We start from the raw sequence: 18,221 nt of genomic DNA, 5'->3' as shown, positions 1-18,221 counted from the left end.
ATGCTGCCGCTTCCACCTCGTGAAGATTACCGAGACAACAGCATGTGGGTCGATGAGCAGATGTGGGGCCATCGCCTCTGGGATTCCCAAAGTCCCTGGCTGCTCTTTCTCGAATTCCTCAACGTGGCCGAAGCCAGCCTCCGCAACGGGCAATTGTTCCAAAACGGCAACCATCCCCTGCTGTACAAGCCGTACAAGCGCCTGTACCTGCGGAACATCTTGTTCAACAACCAAGTACTGTCGCGGATCGCCGAGCGGTATCCCGACAGCAATTCGGCGTGGAACGCCTGGCTGGAATGGATGAACACGAATGCGAAGGGAGTCCTGCCCCGGGATTTCCACTATCTAAGGGGGCGATTCCATACGTTCCAGCAGTTCGCTTCGCTGGTAGGCATCCTGCGCGGATCGGCCGTGGAGAGCGAAGCGAACAAGCGATGGAGTTCCCGCTTCGTCTTTCCCTTCGGCCCGAATGCACTTTACGAAGACCTGAATATCTCGCCGGCTGGCAAGGTGAGCCGCGAGTACATCTATTTCGGCCGCACCGGCGAAATCATGTACCTAATGCTCAGCCGCTCCAAGAGGAAGGACGAACTGGCGTCGCGCTTCGCCTCGTTGTTGTCGGGACAGAATCAGTGGAACAAACTCCTGGCGCTATTCCAGCCTGAGGTCGGTGAAGACCAGGAAACACGGGCCAACAGTTTCCTTCCATACTCGCAGCACCCCGTCTTCGACCTCCTTGCCGACGACTGGTTGCACGTGCTTTCCCTGGAACTACCGGGATTCGATGCACTGCCCCATTTGGTGACACTCGGCGCGCTCCATGTGATGCTGTACCAGTTGCGAGTTAGCAGCGAAATCCAGTCCAAGTCCCTGCATTTCATATGCGAGGTCGTAGCCCCGAAAAAGACGCTGGTGCGGGAACTGTCTGCGTTCAACTACCAGGAAAACAGCCTGCTTTCGCAGAAGGCTATCGAAGCGTACCTAGCGGGAATTACTACGTCAGAGCGCTGGCAGCAGGCCAAGTCACAGGCAAGCGCATTTGCCGCGTGCAAGGCGATCCTGGAAGAACTGGTGCGCTGGCCGAACGACCCGGAGGATTATGAAGGCTGTTCGGAACCCGATGCGCTTGCGTCTGAACTCCAGCGGGCGGCGATTGCCCGCCACAAGCAGCATGTGGCCAGTGTCCACCGCCAGTACGGGCGTGACGTGGGTCTGGTGTCGAAGCGTGGCACAAACCGGCTGCGGTACGCTCCGACCGATTCGCTGCTGAAAACGCTGGTCCTGGCAAGTGTCTCGCGCCGCATGGAATACAAAGAGTTTCTCGATGTGCTATTTGCCCGCTACGGCTTTGTGATTGGCGAGCGCGAAGCCGAACGAGTGCTCTCCCACGAAGACTTTGAAAAGAAGGCGTTCCAGACGAACTCGCACCGGCTGGAGCAACGGCTTTCCAGCCTTGGGATGCTCCGCAGGCTCTCGGATGCATGCGCTTACGTCCAGAATCCGCTTGCACGGGGGCAGTCTTGAACATATCAGAACTCATCGGCAAGATTGTCACATTGTTGCTCAAGGATGAACTATCGGGTGAACGTGGTACGCAGTCTGAAGGCACGGCCCGGTTCACCATAGATTGCCTAAGCGCGGAACACACGGCGGCGGTGGCTCGCCAGATTCTTTCCGAACCATCCCTTGCAGCGCAGATCGACCTCAAGCTGCCCAAGGCGTTTCTTGATGGGCAGCAACTTCCCGAGGGGGTGCTGACGTCACTTCCGGCAACATATTTCCGTAACGCAACAACGGAAAAGCCGGTGCTGCTGATTGCAAACACCGGTGACGACGAGGAACAGTCGCTCAAGGAATTCACCCGCATCGGTGGGCCGGAGTTGCAGGAACATCCGGAGTTGTGGGTCAGGGTTGCAAGTGAAGGGCTTTCGCTCTCCGAACAACATGCCAAGTGGTGGGAGAAGGCGCTCACCGGCCTTCAGGATTTGCGTGTCGCACCGCTGGACCGGATTGCGGGCTACGTCTTGCAGACACGTTCGGCGATCCAGGCCGAAGGGTATCCCATCCACCAGGCGCTGGGGGTCGCCCTTCCGGCACTTCGGCTGCCGAAAGATTCGGTGTTTTCCAGTCGCGTCAAAGAAGGCTCGCGGGGACATGTCTCCGCTTGGAAGAAGGAATACAGCGCGGGATTCCGCAGCCGTGGCTGCTACCTACTCAAGCAGACGCCTTCCCAGCTTCTACTGGGCGAGGAGGAACTGGGGATCGCCTTTGAAAATGCCATCGACGCCATTCCTGTCGGGCTTCACCCGGCCATTGAAGCGTTCATTCATGCTCCGAGCGGTTGGAATGCTGATTCGGCGACGCTTTCCGAATGTGAATGGGAACAGGTACGGCCCCTCTTCGACGGCGTGAAACGGGAGAAGTTCAACCTCGCGAAAGAGACGATCCACTTCTTCGATGAACGGGAGCCGGAACTCCTGTCCGATGAGGAACGTCAATTTCTCCAGAGCCTGGTGACCCGTTCCGGCAACGAACCTACCGATGACGACACAGAGTTTTATGAGGCGCACCGTAATGAACTGAAGGAAGACCGGAAGCTCAAGTCCGCTTGGGATCGTTTTGTCTTCGGCAAGGCTCGGGAAACCGATGACTTTCTGCTTGGCATTGCCATGTGCATGGAATCGCTCTTCAGCCAGGGTGAGGCGGGAGCCAAGCGCAAGCTCAAGGTCAGGTGCGACCGGGCCACGAAGAAGGAACTGAAGGATCTGAATGTCGATGCGGGCTTGTATTTCGCCCTGCGTTACGCCGGGGCCAAGGCGCTCTTCGGCGACCGGGTATCGTGGAATGTCGGCCAACTTTTCGACTTCCCGAAGCTGGTCGCTGAATGGGGACAGCAGAAGAAGACAACGCTCAACCGTTCGACGGCCAAAGCTGCGATTCAGCTTAAGTTCGTCCTGGAACTTGAGGTCGATGTCTCGACCGGTGGCACGCAATCCTATTCGACGCAGTTGCTGTGGAAGTACGAACCGAACGCCGTGTCGTCGCAACTCGTTGATGACTGGAACCGGTTGGCCGAACACCCTCTCGTTTACTGCCGCGCGCTCCAGGAGCCGGTCAGCACCAAAGGCACGCTCCAGACGGTGGACCTGGCAAACGTGAAGACTTTTGTCCCCGCCTACGATCGGGATCGCGGCTCCTTCGTAAGCGTCTACAAGAAGCCAGACATCGCCATTCAGTTCCGCGCCAACGTGAAGGAGGCCGTCGACCAGCGACTAGTGACCGAAGCTCTAGGGGCGTTGATCGAAACGAAGTTCGGTGAGTTCGAGGCGGAGTACACGAAGGCGATCAAAGACCTGTGCGCGGCCGGGCTGCATAGCAGTTCGCTGCGCTCACAAGCCGTAGCCTACTCAGGGCTGCTGGATGTCATCGTCCGGCAGGCCAAGGGCGACCGCAACCGCGAGTTGCTTCTGCGACCGCTACTGTCGATTGGCGCGGCCCACATCGAAGGCGGAACGACCGCGACCGTGGTTACTCCGTGGCATCCGTTGCGGCTTTCGGCCATGCAGGTAAAGGCCGCGATGGCTGTGGGACTCGTGCGGCACTTGCTTACCGCCCCGGAAGTGTTCTTTGGCGACACGCGGCTCTACTTCAAGGACTTGGCGCAGGAAATGTCGCACCCGTTCTACCCGGAGGTCGTGCTGGGGTGGCGGGGCAACAAGCCCGAGTTGATGGCGATGACTGATGCGATGCAGGACTACACGCTCCATGAATCGCCGATCATCAATGACACTGAACCGGACGACACGAACGAAAATCCAACGACGGGAAGCAACTGCGTCCTAGAACTGGTCCAGCGTTACCTCACGCTTCACCCGCATGAACACGCCAACATGTCCGTGGTGCTATACAACTGCGATTCGGCACGTCTGCCGCAGGCGGTAGTGGATCGCATTGGGCAGCTTTACGAAGACGAAGACGACGTTCGCTGCCAGGTACTGCTTCGCCACGGCGACGCCAGCCGCCTGCGTGACCTGTACCGCGCTATCATCAGCCAGGGGGATGCGGACGTTGACTCATTCAACGCGAGCGAAGCGACACAGGATTTCATGGCCAGGCTGCGCATCTGTATCATAGCTGACCAGGCGCCGCCACCTAATCCCAAGGACGGCTGCCCTTACGACATCGTGTTCTCGCAGGACGTGATCGCTCGTCACTCACAGGTCGAATGGTATCCAGAAACGGCCACGCCCGTTTCGATGGACACGCTTGTTCCGGCGCGGTGGTCGCGCCGCCGTGCTGCTGCCATCGACGATATGAAATCCGTCGTTTACCTGTGCTGCCCGGTACAAACGGCGGAAGGCTGGAGCTTCCTGACAGCTCTTACCACGTTCCTCAAAGGCGATTGGGACGAGAATGAGGGGAAGAGACTCCTGCCCGCCCGGCAACTGGATTTCCGGGACAATCGCACGGCTAGGATTTTCGAGGAGACTCACAATCTGGGCAACTGGGTAGTTAACTACGACGAGCTTCTGGATCGCCGTCAACTACTGAACCTGCACGTGCGGGTGATTCGCTACAAGCAGTCCACGACTCAGGGACGTAACGTCATCATCTCGTCGAAGGCCCCCTTGGGTTTGCTCATCTCGATGGTCTTGCAGCGGATCAAGGCCTTGAACCTCGGGCTGTCCGACACGCAGTGCCGCGAGCTGGCGGAGCGATTTGTCAATGACGCCAACGACGTATCGGGCGACATCGTGCTGCGGGCTGCAAAACGGGGGCGTAACGCGAGTGAGTTGATGGGTATCGTCCTCAGCCGGTTCCTGCTGCGGCACGAGTTGGGTCAGCGGCGTTACCACGGATGGTACTTCTTGGACGACTATGCAGACTGGCTGGGCCAGCGCGAGGAGCAGATTGCCGACATCCTGTGTTTGTCCCCCGAGGTCACGGAAGAAGGTACCCTTCGCCTTACCGTCCTTGTGTCGGAGGCGAAGTACATCGAACTTGCGGGGCTGTCGACGAAGCGCAAGGAATCGCAGAAGCAGTTGCGGGATACGGTCAAGCGCATCAACGAAGCCGTCTTCGGCGCGCCCGAACGGCTGGATCGTGACCTCTGGCTTGCCCGCCTGTCCGACCTGATTCTGGATGGGGTCCAGTTCCCGGCGAATGCCCGGATTAACCTCGCGGACTGGCGGCGGGCCATCCGCGAAGGCGCGTGCGAAATCGCTATCCGCGGCTATTCGCATGTGTTTGTATGGGGACCGGATGACCCTTGCGACTGCTCGTCCTTTGCGCCAGTGGCCGAACTGGAGGGAGCATACCAGGAGGTCTTCGGACGTCCTGAACTCCGTGAGTTGGTTCGCTGCTACTTCGAGAATCGCGACCCACTTACCTTGAGGCGGAATCTCGCGCAGCAGGATGTCTGGTCCGAAATCGAATACCAGCGACCTACGGACTGCGCGAAGATCAAGGTACCGCACATCCACATACCGGAGATCAACGACGAGCCTCCAACCGCCGATAGGGGGACAGGTGGAAGCCCCGTTTCTCCTCCCGCGCCCACGACGCCGGGCGGCGATACGAAAATGCCGGTGCCAAAATCCGGGGAGCAGACACAGGCACGTCCCGGTCCGAAGTGGGCATATCCTGGAATCGTCGGTGTTGTGTCGGGTGCGCAGCCCCATGCCGAATCGAACGACGACAGCGAGTGGCTACACTCAGTCGAGATCAAGACGAAACACGCGCTTCAGCAGTTTCAGCTTCAAGCAAAGGTGGTATCGAGCACGCTTACCCCTAACTGTGCTCTGATCAAGTTCGCGGGCAGCTCTAACCTGACGGTCGAACAGGTCAGCCGGAAGCGATCCGAGTTGCTTACCACCTATGGCCTGAATGTCGTGGCAATTCGTCCCGAACCGGGACTGGTAAGCCTTTCGATTGAACGGCCCAAGCGACGGGTGATTCGGACGCCGGAACTTTGGGCGCGGTGGCAACCGGCACCTAGTTGGGGCAACCGCTCTTTGCTCATCGGCGTGAGGGAGGACGACGGAGAGTTGCTGTTTCTGTCTCCCGGTAAAACCCATGCCCCGCACACGCTCATCGCCGGTTCAACAGGAAGCGGTAAATCGGTCCTGATGCAAAACATCATCCTCGCCATTGCAGCGACGAACACTCCGGGCCAGGCCCGCATCGCGCTGATCGATCCGAAACAGGGCGTTGACTATTTTGCGTTCGAGAGCCTGCCGCACCTGGACGGCACGCTCGTGGTCGAGCCTGACGCGGCTATTGCCAAGCTGGAGCAACTGGTTGCGGAGATGGACGCCCGGTACGGAAGGTTACGAGCCGCCCGTTGCCCGAGCCTGGACGAGTACAACAAGCGATCCAGTGAAGCTGACCGCCTTCCGGTCATCTGGGTGGTCCACGACGAATTCGCCGAGTGGATGATGGTCGATGATTACAAGGAGGCGGTGACGAACATCGTCGGCCGCTTGGGGGTAAAAGCCCGCGCCGCTGGAATCCACCTGGTCTTCGCGGCGCAGCGGCCGGATGCCAACGTGATGCCCATGCAGCTACGGGCGAACCTCGGCAACCGGCTCATCCTCAAGGTGGACTCAGCAGGCACGTCCGAGATTGCCCTGGGCGAACCCGGTGCCGAATTCCTGCTTGGGCACGGGCACCTTCTTGCGAAACTCGAAGGCACTCCGGGGCTTTGTTTTGCCCAGGTACCCTTGGCGGACGCCGACTTCGTCGATGCAATCGTAAACTCAATGACCCACGGTTGATGAGACATGGGGATAGTGACATGAGAAATCCGGATTGGGTACGCGAAGAGGTTATTCTGGCAATGGATCTCTATTTGCGCGCCGGCCGGAAGCAGCTTCCGCCTAGCCACGACGAAGTAGTTCGGCTCAGCCAACTCCTTAGCTGCCTCCCGATACATCCACCTTCGTTACGGGACGAGAACTTCCGAAATCCCAATGGTATCTCAATGATTCTGGGGAACCTCCTCGGCATTGACCCTTTGCATAACCAACCGGGGCTATCCAAGAACAACCAATTGCAGGCATCCATCTGGAAGGAGTTTATGGATGTCTCTTCTCTGTTGCACCGCACGGCCGAGGCGATTCGAGCCGTTGCATCCTCGGAGGATCTCGCGGATAGTGCTGACTCAACTGGCGAAGAATGTGTATTTCCTGAAGGATACGTGCTCACGAGGCTGCATATTTTTCGGGAAAGAAACCGAGCGGCAGTCGATTCCAAGATCGACGAGGTCTGGTATCGAGAGGGCCAACTTGCCTGCGAGGTGTGTGAGTTCGATTTCCTTGAAGTTTATGGCGAAGTGGGACGAAGGTTCGCTGAATGCCATCACACCATCCCGCTTGCCGATGCAGCATTCAGACGGAAAACACGGATCGCTGATTTGGCAATTGTCTGCGCGAATTGTCACAGGATGTTGCACCGCGCGCGGCCTGTGCTAATCATTGAAGAACTCAAAAGCCTCGTTGCACGGCACAAGCACACGCAATATGGAGGCGTGTCGTGAGTAGCCCTATCTACCTCGACAACAATTCGACGACTCCCGTCGATCCGGTGGTGTTCGAGGCGATGCAGCCTTACTTCACCGAGTTCTGCGGTAATCCATCCAATCAGCACCATTCTGCCGGAAGCAAGGCGGCACGCGCTGTTGAAAAGGCGCGGTCGCATGTCGCCGCCGCGATTGATGCGGAGCCTGATTCCATCGTCTTCACGAGCGGTGCAACCGAAAGCAACAATCTTGCGATCCTTGGCGTATGCCGGGCAATTCGTACCTCGCCGGGGCACATTATTACGTCGGCCATCGAGCACAAAGCGGTTATCGAACCGTTCCGCTATCTGGAGAGAGCCGGATGGAAAGTGACGTTTCTGCGACCAGACAGTCAGGGCATTGTTGACTGGCAGGCCGTGGAGGATGCCATCACGCTGGAAACGGTATTGGTGAGCATCATGGCAGCGAACAATGAGGTAGGCACGATTCAACCTGTCGAACGGATCGGAGAGGTGTGCGACCGGCACAGTGTAATGTTTCACTGTGATGCCGCGCAAGCCCTCGGCAGGATACCGATTGACGTTGGCCAGTGGAACGTTGATCTGCTCAGCCTATCCGCGCACAAGGCATATGGTCCCAAAGGCACCGGAGCTTTGTTCGTTCGGGAGAAAGTTAAGGCGGACATCCTCGCACCGATCAGCTTTGGCGGGGGTCAGGAGTCCGGCATCCGCCCGGGAACACTCGCTGTACCGAACATCGTCGGTTTCGGTGTCGCTTGTGAACTGGCAACCTCGAGCCTTGCTGCGGAGACAACTCGCCTTCGGATGCTTCGGCAATCGTTGCTCGCAAAGCTCAGGAGTTGCTGCCCGGACATGGTCGTTCATGGACATCCGATGCATTCCCTTCCCGGGTTGTTGTCCGTTGCCTTTCCCGGAGTGGATGGCGACCAATTCTTGTTCGCGATTCGCGATGTGGCCATTAGCCAGGGTTCGGCCTGCACCGCCGGAAGCCCCGAACCTAGCCATGTGCTTACTGCCCTCGGTGTGGGATATGAGCTGGCCCGGTCAAGCTTTCGTTTTGGCATCGGGCGGTTTACGACGCCTGAGGACATCGAAGCCGCGGCAACCGAAGTAGCTAGGGTTCTCGCCATCCTTCGATAGGTTGCCTATGTCGGCGAGTGTTTCGCACTCTGTATTCCGGGAAGCAGGGGTGATGGTAACCAATCAGGACGTATGTAATACTTAAACGCATGAAATCCCCTGCCGTCTGGAAAATCACCGATATCCTGGTGACCGCGCTCATTACGCTGGTCATTGGTCTACTGTTTGCCTGGTGGTCCGGCGTGGTGGTATTTCTTGCTGGACTGGCACTTATCTTCCACACTAAGGGAAAGGGTCCAATGTGGTTGTACAAGGAGTGGATCTCGAATAGAAGGGAGTCTGACGAATGGCTCGAAGAATTGCATGACGACTTGCGGCGTCGGCAGATCGGTCCCTACGAGTGGCGGGATTGACTGCCGGACCCTATTCGTCCTTATCCTTGAAGAACCTGTCTTTTAGCTGATCAAGCTGCTTTTCGTTGGGCAACGACTGCTCGACACCGTTCGTGATTGCATCGCCCAGGAGCATCTGATTGTCGCGGTCAGTACGTCCACCAGCTTCGGTTTTCACCGTATTGCCGGATTCCCGGACATCGCGCTCCCCGCGGTTGATTATATTGCTGCTGCTGGCGCGCTCTTCTTCCACTTCCTTTTTGATGGTGGCGAATCCTTGGCGGACCTGAGCCTCGTTCGGGACGCCGGCATGCGTGGCCGCGTGCCGGGCGGAACCCTGGAATTCGGCCGCTCGGTCCCGGATTCCGCCGGTCCCGGTCTCGTTGTTTGATACTCCGGACTTGTATGTTTGGTTTTTAGCCAACACATTGCCCCTGGTTGGCGTCTCCCGCACCCCTGCAAGTTCCAGACCCTCCCGCCGTCCGTATTCCTCGGCATAATGGGAGATGACCCCCATGGCCATGGCGTCGCCTGCCGCCGCGCGGGCAAACAGGGTGTCCACATCGCGGTCGGTCCATTTGGGATCGAGGCTGCCGGGACGCGCAAAGACTCCCTTCTCGGCGCCGATCATGTGACCGCGCACTTGCATCGCCATATCGGCGCTGAAGGCAAAGCTCTGTTCTTCGACCCGGGACTGCGCCTCATGCCAAGCGGCAGTCTCCTGCAGGGTGGCAATGGTGGCGTGGCGGTGGCTGACCTGTTCCAGCAGACCGCCGGCAAGTTCCCGCGCCAGGGCATCGCCGGTTCGCTGATGGACTCCGGTGGCCGTGGCATGGCCAGCATCCATGGTTGCCTGCCAATTTTGGCCAAAATGGGTATCCTGGACATATCGCGCAGCCTCGTGCCAGTCCTCTTTTATTTGCGCGTCACTACGGCCGCTAAGCAGCAGTTCTCCACGCAGAGCGACTGGACTAACAAGGTCGAGCAGTTTCGGGTTTTGGGCGGCCAGCGAGGCCAACCCGAGTATCTGAGCCGCTTGACTCGCGCTGTATCCCCGATTCTTACCAAACTCATCGGCAAGCCGCTGTGTCTCGCCGAATTCCCGGCGAAACGCCGCCATGTCGGACCGGTTCCAGTCGAGGTTCACACTGGTCTCCGTGGCTGTCTGGCCGACGAAACGTTCCATGTTGCTGTAGTTGGCCGACGTAAGGGTTGCATAGTCGGCTAACTGAGTCTGCGCCGCTTGCAGCGATTCGGTTGCCTGCGTGTTGACCGAGGACTTGATCGCATCACTGATGCTGGCTGAGAAGGGCAGGGTGGAGTGCGGCACATCGACATACCGGCCTTCCGGCGTGGTGGTATACGCCGCGCCCGTTGCCGGGTGGGTCAGGGTCGAGACCCCTGTGCGCCAGGTAGGGCTCTGATTCTGCTGCCACCAGCTGGCGTTCCCGATGCTGGTATTGCCGAGGCTGATGTTCCCGGCGGAGGCTTCGTCGGCCGCCTTGCTTACCGGGGCCTCGTAGCTCTGGGCCACGCGGCTGGCGAGACTTGCCATCATGGCGCCGCCCTGGTTGACCACCAGATACGAGATCATTGGGATGGAGAGACTGAGATAACCGGCAATAAGGGCGGCATCGCTCATGACCTGGCCAAGGCCGGTGTAATTAGCCAAGGACAACACTGTACTGCCGTCGGGCAGCAGCAGACTGCTCATGGCCGGGTAATGACTGTAGAGTGTCATGGCGAAGTGCAGTACAGCATAGAGCGGCGCCCACAGCTGGATCCAGACCAGGCTCTTCAGGTACGTCATCGCCACCTTCGCCACACTCGGCAGCATGGCCAGAAGAAAGACGATGGGGAAGACCGCATAGATAAACGCCTCGAACAGATTGCGCAGGATCGGCAGGGTGCGTCCCGCCAACTCGCCCAAGACGGCATAGGTGGTGCGCCGTTCCTGTTCGGCCCGCGCCAGTGCGAAATCCTGGGCGGCCGCGGGTGCGCCGGCGCTGGCGGCGAACTGACTCAGGCCGCGTTTCAAGGCATTCGAGAGCGCATTCTGCCGGATGATTTTCTCGGCGCTGACGCTCAAGCCCGTGAGGTATTGATAGGAGACCGGCATGGCAGCCGCGAATTTCGTAACGGCCGCGGTGACTGTGGGGGCCTTGACCAGTTTTGCACCGTAGTATTGCTGGGCGCGGGTGACATCGTCGTTGAGGTCCGTGCCGAGCTGAGTGCCGGCGCCGTCCCGACATCCGAGGATCAGACGATTATTCGCCGCGTCGTGGTAGGTGAAACTCTGGGAGACCGAGGTGTGTGCCTGAATATAGGCCCACAGATCCGAGGCATTGAACAAGTCATCCCAGCCGTAGCGTCCCAGCAGGATGTCGTAGAAGACGCAGGACTGCCAGAAGTCGCTGAAGTTGGCGGCCAGGCGGCTGTCGGTGATCTCGAAACGGGTGGAGGCCTCCACCAGATACTGCCCGAACAACATACCGTTCTGCTGGTACTGCATCTCGTTCGGCAGGCTGAACACGGTCTCATAGGCGTGCGTCAGCCAGTCGCCCACCAGACTCGCCGTGCCGGCGGCCATGCCCAATCCCATCGGCACATTGGAGACCACAGAGGACTGGGTGGGATCGATGCGATCGGTGATGATGACATCCACCTTCGGCACCATGAAGGCGAGGTAGATGAGGATGATGCCGAACAGCCACTGCAGGTTCATGGCGCGCTGCTGGAAGGCGCCTTCGATCAACACCCACAACAGGCCGATGAGCGCCGTCATCTTGAGCGCGGTGAGATAACCGCCGTTGCCGGTGATGGCGGCGACGCCGTTGAATACCAGGCGCAGGAATTCGCCGCCGCCGTAGGTGAAGATCTCCCAGCTCATCTCTGAAATCCGTTATTGTGACGACGACCACACCAGATTGCGGAACATCCCGGGGGACAGTTTTCCGACCAGAGCCTTCTCGTACTCGCGCACCCGCTGGGTGAACACCAGTGCCTCATCAAAACTCAGGCGCACATCGTCCTTGTAGGCGCGGATCTCGTGGCGCGCCGTGTTCACGCCCTCGTGAAACTCCTTGATGCGGGCATCCTCCTGGTTGTCCAGGGCAAGGGTTGAGGCCGTGAGCTTGCCGAGCAGGTCATTCAGATAGCTGTAGAGGATGTCCTTGGCGATGAGCGTGGCGTAATTGTCGATCTCGGGCGCGAGCGCGCCGGGGATATAGGCCACGCCGACGGTGAGGTACTTGTGGACCGGCAGCGAGGTGGAGGCGAGCAGGCCGCGCTGTACCTCATCAAGCGGGGTGTCGCTGTGTATCCTGGTCACGATGTCATCGAGGATCACCCGCACCTTATCGACCAGCCCCTGGTGGACGGTGACGGTGTGCGAGCCGGTCATCTCGGTGCAGGCGAATTCATCGTCCGTCCCGTTGGAGCAGGCCTTCACGTCGATGCTGCCGCCTTCCAGCAGCACCCGGAGCAGATCCTGTCCGCCACTGCCGATGAGGACGGAGGGTATCGTCTGGTAGGTCGTGGTGGTGTCCTCGCTCCCGGGCTGGTCCACCTTGATGATCACCGTGCCGGACAGGTTCATCATGACCTGGGCGAGGTCCTTATCGTTCACGAAGAAGGGATTGCGCATCATGGCGCGCCAGGCGAGATTGCCTTCGGTCACCATGAGCTGCTTCATCGGACTGTTCTGGAGGGTGGCCATGCGCTCGCCGCCCGTGGTGCAGGCCACCTCGGCCTCCGACCAGCTCTCTCCGCTGCTGTTGACCCGCTCCATGATGCAGGCCTGCTTCGACATCCCGAAGGATTTGAGCGCCCCGCCGGCGAGCGCGGCGCCGGCCTCGCAGCTGTTGATGCTGTTGAGGCCGTACTTCTGCGCCCAGGTCTGGATCTGCTCCAGGGTGGAGGCGATCTGCGGGCTGATGGTGCGCAGCGCCAGCAGGAAAGCCTGGCTCACGGCCACCGAACCGATGTTCTGCAGCATGCTGACGAACTCCGAGGCATTGATGAAGGAAAAGCCCCCGCTGAAGAAATCGATGCCGCCGCAGCCGCTGCGAAAGCGGGGCCACTGCACTGAGAACAGGGTGTAGTTGCGTTGCGGCACGCGCAAGAGAACGCCGCCGCCGGTGTAGTAGCCCGCACTCTGGCCCTCATACACGCCGGGCTTGGTGACCGTGCTGAAATTGATGTCGTTGAAAAAGGTGTCCATGTCGCTGGCCATGTCCGCCCAGGCGGTCGGCGCCAACAGGCCGATCCATAGGGTCAGAACGAAGAGGACTGTCTTACTCATCACCATGGCTGAGGTCTCCCGGGAGTTGTGCCTGCACCAGCGGTTCCGCCTCCTGCCCGCTCATCAGGGTGTAGATGCGCTGCCTGAGCTCCGAATCACTGACGTATCCGAAGGCGACGGGATGGATGGTGCGGTCCCTGGGATTCACCAGAAACACGGCGGGCACCGTATCCACCTTCAGTTTCTCGGCGATGTCGGCGTTGTTTCGTGGCGCGGGAAGTCGGGCAGTGCGCCCCCATCCAGGCTGATGGGAACGATCCGAAACCCGTAGGTTTCGGCGAAGGCCTTCAGTACCGGGGCGAAGCGATGGCAGAAGGGACAGGAGCCTTTGAAGAAGAAAAACAACCCGTGGGTGCGCGCCGTATCGGCCAGGAATTCGTCGACCCGGCGCAGCTTCTCATCGTTGAAGACCTGCACGGCCTGATCGTTGACGGGATGGGTCAGGCGGGTGTCGAGATCCGGCGTGGTCCACACCACCCGCTGCCAGGCCTGCGCGAACTCGCCCGCGCGGTTCATGGCCAGCTGATTCAGCTGCAGGTAGGCCTTCACGTTGTCGTCGGTGGGCTCGAGGATCGCGCGTGCCCTGGCGCTATCGACCTGCTTCTGAAACGCCGTCATCCTCTCCAGGGGATCGGCTGGTGCTGGCGGCTGGGCTTGGGGTTCGGCGGGTGTCTGTGGTGGAGCGGGATCCTGATACCAGAACCACCCCTCGGCATGGCGGTGATAATAGACCCGGAGGCCGTTGTCCTCCGCGTGTGCGCCGCTGATGGCCAGGAGCCCCGCCAGCAATGGCCAGAGCTTCACGGCAGGAGGCCCTGGATGCGCTGCTCGATGATCTGCTGCATCGCCGTTCCGGACGGCCGGTCGGCCGAGGCCGCATTGGCGTAGGCATCGGCATAGAATTCGCTGAAATCGATCTGCGAGAAATCGATGCTCGTCAGCTCCTCCGGGGTGAAGCCCCGGCAGTCCGGGTTTTTAGGAGATCCCCAGCCGAGGCCGAGCTGCGGCCGGCCCTGCTCCTGGATGATGCGTCCGAGTTTCGAATTGAAGCAGCAATAGGTGTTCTTGCGCGTAAGGCAGCCGAACAGGGAATCGTGACTGCAGTAGTCGCCGATGGCATGGCATTGTCCGGCCTGCCGTTGCTGACCGAGGATCTTCTCCTCCTCCGAGCACTGTGCGAGCGACAGGTCGATCCCCCAGCCGCTGTCCTTGCAGCAATTGGAGAAGCCGAGAACGGTCTTGTCACAGCGCAGGTCCTGACCCTTGAAGACCACCATCTCCGTGGTGTTGAAGTCTTGGGCGGCGGATTCAAGCGATCCGAGATGACTTGCGGCGAGGGCAAAGTCCGAATTGGGCGTGTAACCGGTGTCGAAACAACTGCCGTCGAGACAGAAGGTCTGCCCGCCGCAGTCCATCACGGTCTGAGAGACCGCGTTGCCCTGCGGGCAGCGGTAGGACTGCCGGTATTCGTAACAACTCCCGTCCGGCAGGGTGGTCACACAGGTCGAATCGATCTGGCTGCAGCCGCGGTCCCGCAGTTCCTGACAATAGGGCTCCTCGCGGGTCTCACCCGTGGCGCACTGATAGGTGAGGTCATACCGCCAGCAGTCGCGCGTGACCGGGATGCCGTCGATCACCCGGGTCTCCGCCGGCTCGGCGCAGGTCTGGGATTGCTGCACGCATAGTCCGGATTGAACTTGTTGATCCAGCGTGCTGCAGCCGTCGTCCCAGGTTTCCGACCATTGGCAGTCGCAGTATTGAGTCGCCTTGAACCGGGCCCAGCCTTCTCCGGCTCCGGCAACCACCACGCGCATCTCGATGGTGTTTGACCCGGTGTGCAGATACGGCTTGATGTCGATGTTGAGGTTCATGTTCCAGCTCGTACTGAGTTCGCAGGCGCCGAAACTGGCGGGGCCATACTGCACGCGTTGGAGTGTCAGTCCGGTAAAGACTTCGTAGGTATCGATGTCCAGACGATCACCCCCGTAGGGGCCGATATAGACCGGATGGCCGTTTACCGAGAGGCTGATCCAATCGTCGAAGCCCGCCTGAATCAGGGTGAACTCCTGGACCTTGTCGATATCCGTGATGGTGAAGGTGGTGCTGCGATCGAACACCGCGCAGTACCCGCTCCAGTAATTGTTGCTCAACGTGCCGATCGTCAGCGTGGGGTAGGTGTAGGTCCAGAGCATATCGCTCTGTACTGACTCCAGATTGATGCCGCCGGCATCGCATTCGATGGGTCGGGTGCACGTGAGGTTCAGCGTCTTCTGGCAACTCAGGGACTGGTCCAGCCCCCAGGCCGTGCAGACCTCATCGGTGTAGGTGGCCGGGGCCACGGTCGTCGTGACAGGCTGACAGTCACTGTATTGCCCCGTGAGTTGCTGACCCAGCAGCGCCTGCGGGTCGGCCGCGATGGCATCGCCGCGCTGGACGATCGGGTCGGTCCGGTCGAGGGTGAACAGCGGGCGGCTCAAGGCGCTGTCCTGCACATAGCTGCCGACGGGACTGTCGGGCAGGGCCTGTCGAGCGGTATCCTCGATACCCAGTCCGGCGCCGTAATACCGGGTCTCTGGCACATCGGTGCCCTGGTAGCCGGGGACGGTCGAAAGATCGGGATTCGTAGCGGCATTCGATATAGTCGGATTATTCGTGATACCCAGTTTCTTGCCAAGCAACAGGGCCTGGTCGCGGGTGAGTTCCTCCGCTGATAGACCGATCGGCAGGCCGAGACACAACACCATCATGACGGCGAAACGGTTTCCGATCATGGCTGCGCCTCCAGGCGTTTATGCCACTGCTCGGCGCGTAGTCCCAAGGGTGTGCCCGTGCCCTCCCGTGCCATGACGCCGAGGGCGTAGGCAAGACTCACATCGCCTGCCAGTTTCAGGTGATCGGGTACGGGGCAGCCGGCGGGCGTGCAGGGGGCGGCGGCATCCAGCAGGAGGATAAAGGTCGGGACTTTATCCACGCCGAAGCGCTCGAACAGGGTGGGATCGATGGCCAGCGACGGGGCGGGACCATCAACCACATCCTTGCCGGGTTTTCCGGTGCCCAGCAGTTCCCCTATACGCTCCACGGTGCGCTTCATGGAGTTATCCACCATCCCGCGCAGCACCAGCGGTGAACCCGTGCGCTCGGCATCGCGCAGCAGCGCACGCAGAGAATCATCCGGCATGGAAAAGGAGATGAATACCAGTGGAGGTGGATCTCCATCCCCGGAGGTTGAATCTTGTGGAATGGTCAGTTGCGGATCGGCGAGTAAGGCTCGAATATCTTCCTGTGCTTTGGTCAGGGACCTTACGTCAACAACGGGGGCAATCACACTGGCCGATCCGGATACCCTGTCTTGGCTAGCGCGATTGGCGTCCGCGATGCCCTGTTCCCCGTTTATTCGAATCTGTCGGTTGAAATCCTCGTCCTTGCTTAGACGCCTTGCCTGCTCGACGGCATCCTGAGAGCGAGTAGTTGCGGAGTTAAGGTCCTCCCCAGTAGGCGTTGCTGCCCACAAGGTCGGAGCCGTCATCAGGCAAAGTCCGATAGACATCATCGTGGTCAGAATGCGCAACATACTTTCTTTCTCCAGACGAGATAGGCCCAGTCCTCGCCGCGGACCGGAAACTCGTGTCCCGCCGCCCAGGGAATCGTCACGCGGCCGAATGGCTGCGCGGTAAAGGGTGTGGGAATGGGATACAGCATCTGCGTCTTGTATTGGGATTTGCGCAGGATGGGCAGGGGCAAGGGCAGACACATCGCTGCTTGGCTGGAGGTATCCAGCTCCAGCATCTGGCGGTGGAGCTTCGCTGCCATGCGCTGCACCAGAAGCAGGGAACTATCCACACCGCCTTCGTGGTGTTTCACGTTACCGTCGATGGGATACATGGATCCCTGACAACCGGCGCACCAGAACAAGGGATCAAGCGGAAATCCCGTGGTGGCCGCGACGCAATCGGCGGCACAGGCGGCCTGGGCGGCGGGGTTCGCGAACAGTGCTGCCTCCGGGTTGATCAGGAAGGCGAGCTCGTCATCCTCCCACAGCGGATCTAACTCGGTGAGGTAGAGCACGTCGAAGGATTCCGGCTTTACGCAGGAGATATCCGTCAGCAAGTTCATCCATGAGAGCAGGGGATAGATGTACCAGTGAACGTGGTAGAAGGCTTCCTTCCTGTCGCTGGTCTTGGCATTAGTGCCTGCAGGGGCAGCTAATGATCCCAAGGTGACTCCACCCAACAGGGGTGAACAAAACGGCGTACGTACCACCTCGGCGACCCGTGCCGGCTCCCAGAACCCGGCGCCAAATCCGATCCGGATAAAAACGGGTGGCGGGGCAGGACAGGTACAGATCAGAGGAACGCTATCACCGGAATCCTCCATACCGAAATTCACCTTGAGTGGTCCGATGCTGATTGGGAATACGCATTTCCAGCACACGTCGGTGAAGGGGTTGGGGAAACGCCCGTAGCAGGGCGGGTCGGCAGATGCCTGTGGTGTGGGTAGGCAGGTCAGCAGCACGGTCAGGCCTATTACGAATAGACCCCGATGGAATAGCGGGTGTTTCATGGCGCCCATCGTGGGCAGCCGCGGTGCAGAGAGGAAGAAAAAACGTTATTTCAGGCGCGAGGAGGTTTTAGGACAGGTTTCGAGGATGTGAAATGATTGACTCGAAACAGGTCGACATCGATACGGGCTAGCGGTGTAACACCCGTTTGCTATTCGCATCGTTAAAATTATGGTCGATTAGACCTTTCTAATGGAACAAGCTTTTGATCCAGTTCCAGATGTCAGTAAGCCAAGACTGCGCTGGTTGTAAGTAGTAGTCACGCTTTTCAGCCTCATCGTATGCGCGGCCTTCTTCGATCTCCGTTTGTCCCATGGTTCGTGCCCTTATCACCTGGCTGTTACGGATC

Annotated in this window: 12 protein-coding genes; 5 read left to right on the top strand and 7 right to left on the bottom strand. The window is 59.6% G+C overall.

Annotated features, from left to right (window positions below; translation table 11 throughout):
• The 5 genes from IPM20_12545 to IPM20_12525 all read left to right on the top strand — a co-directional run bounded on the left by IPM20_12545 (position 1) and on the right by IPM20_12525 (position 9,032).
• Positions 1-1,524, top strand: coding sequence for a hypothetical protein (locus IPM20_12545; protein ID MBK9132451.1), 1,524 nt, complete (start codon positions 1-3; stop codon positions 1,522-1,524).
• Positions 1,521-6,776, top strand: coding sequence for a DNA translocase FtsK (locus IPM20_12540; GenBank protein MBK9132450.1), 5,256 nt, complete (start codon positions 1,521-1,523; stop codon positions 6,774-6,776). The genes IPM20_12545 and IPM20_12540 overlap by 4 nt, the downstream gene beginning before the upstream one ends.
• A 20-nt stretch (positions 6,777-6,796) precedes the next feature.
• Complete coding sequence (locus IPM20_12535; GenBank protein ID MBK9132449.1) at positions 6,797-7,537, top strand: HNH endonuclease; 741 nt, start codon at positions 6,797-6,799, stop codon at positions 7,535-7,537.
• Complete coding sequence (locus tag IPM20_12530; GenBank protein ID MBK9132448.1) at positions 7,534-8,679, top strand: cysteine desulfurase; 1,146 nt, start codon at positions 7,534-7,536, stop codon at positions 8,677-8,679. Before IPM20_12535 ends, IPM20_12530 begins: the two co-directional genes overlap by 4 nt.
• Before the next feature lie 89 nt (positions 8,680-8,768).
• Positions 8,769-9,032, top strand: a complete 264-nt coding sequence (locus IPM20_12525; GenBank protein MBK9132447.1) for a hypothetical protein — start codon at positions 8,769-8,771, stop codon at positions 9,030-9,032.
• Between the two features lie 10 nt (positions 9,033-9,042).
• On the opposite strand, the gene IPM20_12520 is transcribed toward IPM20_12525, so the two are convergent.
• The 7 genes from IPM20_12520 to IPM20_12490 are packed head-to-tail and all read right to left on the bottom strand — an operon-like array spanning position 9,043 to position 17,883.
• On the bottom strand, positions 9,043-11,901 hold the full coding sequence (locus tag IPM20_12520) for a conjugal transfer protein TraG N-terminal domain-containing protein (protein ID MBK9132446.1): 2,859 nt from the start codon (positions 11,899-11,901) through the stop codon (positions 9,043-9,045).
• 12 nt (positions 11,902-11,913) lie between these two features.
• Positions 11,914-13,314, bottom strand: coding sequence for a conjugal transfer protein TraH (locus tag IPM20_12515; protein MBK9132445.1), 1,401 nt, complete (start codon positions 13,312-13,314; stop codon positions 11,914-11,916).
• A complete protein-coding gene (gene traF, locus IPM20_12510; protein MBK9132444.1) occupies positions 13,307-13,507 on the bottom strand; it encodes a conjugal transfer protein TraF in 201 nt (66 codons plus the stop codon). The genes IPM20_12515 and traF overlap by 8 nt, the downstream gene beginning before the upstream one ends.
• Positions 13,492-14,118, bottom strand: coding sequence for a conjugal transfer protein TraF (locus tag IPM20_12505; protein ID MBK9132443.1), 627 nt, complete (start codon positions 14,116-14,118; stop codon positions 13,492-13,494). The genes traF and IPM20_12505 overlap by 16 nt, the downstream gene beginning before the upstream one ends.
• The gene (locus IPM20_12500; GenBank protein MBK9132442.1) at positions 14,115-16,085 is read right to left on the bottom strand and encodes a conjugal transfer protein TraN; all 1,971 of its coding nucleotides are present in this window, start codon (positions 16,083-16,085) and stop codon (positions 14,115-14,117) included. The genes IPM20_12505 and IPM20_12500 overlap by 4 nt, the downstream gene beginning before the upstream one ends.
• A complete protein-coding gene (gene trbC / locus IPM20_12495; GenBank protein MBK9132441.1) occupies positions 16,082-16,885 on the bottom strand; it encodes a type-F conjugative transfer system pilin assembly protein TrbC in 804 nt (267 codons plus the stop codon). The genes IPM20_12500 and trbC overlap by 4 nt, the downstream gene beginning before the upstream one ends.
• Complete coding sequence (locus tag IPM20_12490) at positions 16,870-17,883, bottom strand: TraU family protein (protein ID MBK9132440.1); 1,014 nt, start codon at positions 17,881-17,883, stop codon at positions 16,870-16,872. Before IPM20_12490 ends, trbC begins: the two co-directional genes overlap by 16 nt.
• Positions 17,884-18,221 lie beyond the last annotated feature (338 nt).

Source organism: Gammaproteobacteria bacterium (assembly GCA_016716465.1).
Classification (GTDB): Bacteria; Pseudomonadota; Gammaproteobacteria; order SZUA-140; family SZUA-140; genus JADJWH01.
Note: the sequence above shows the minus strand (reverse complement) of the source record. Positions and strands in the feature narration are given on the sequence as shown.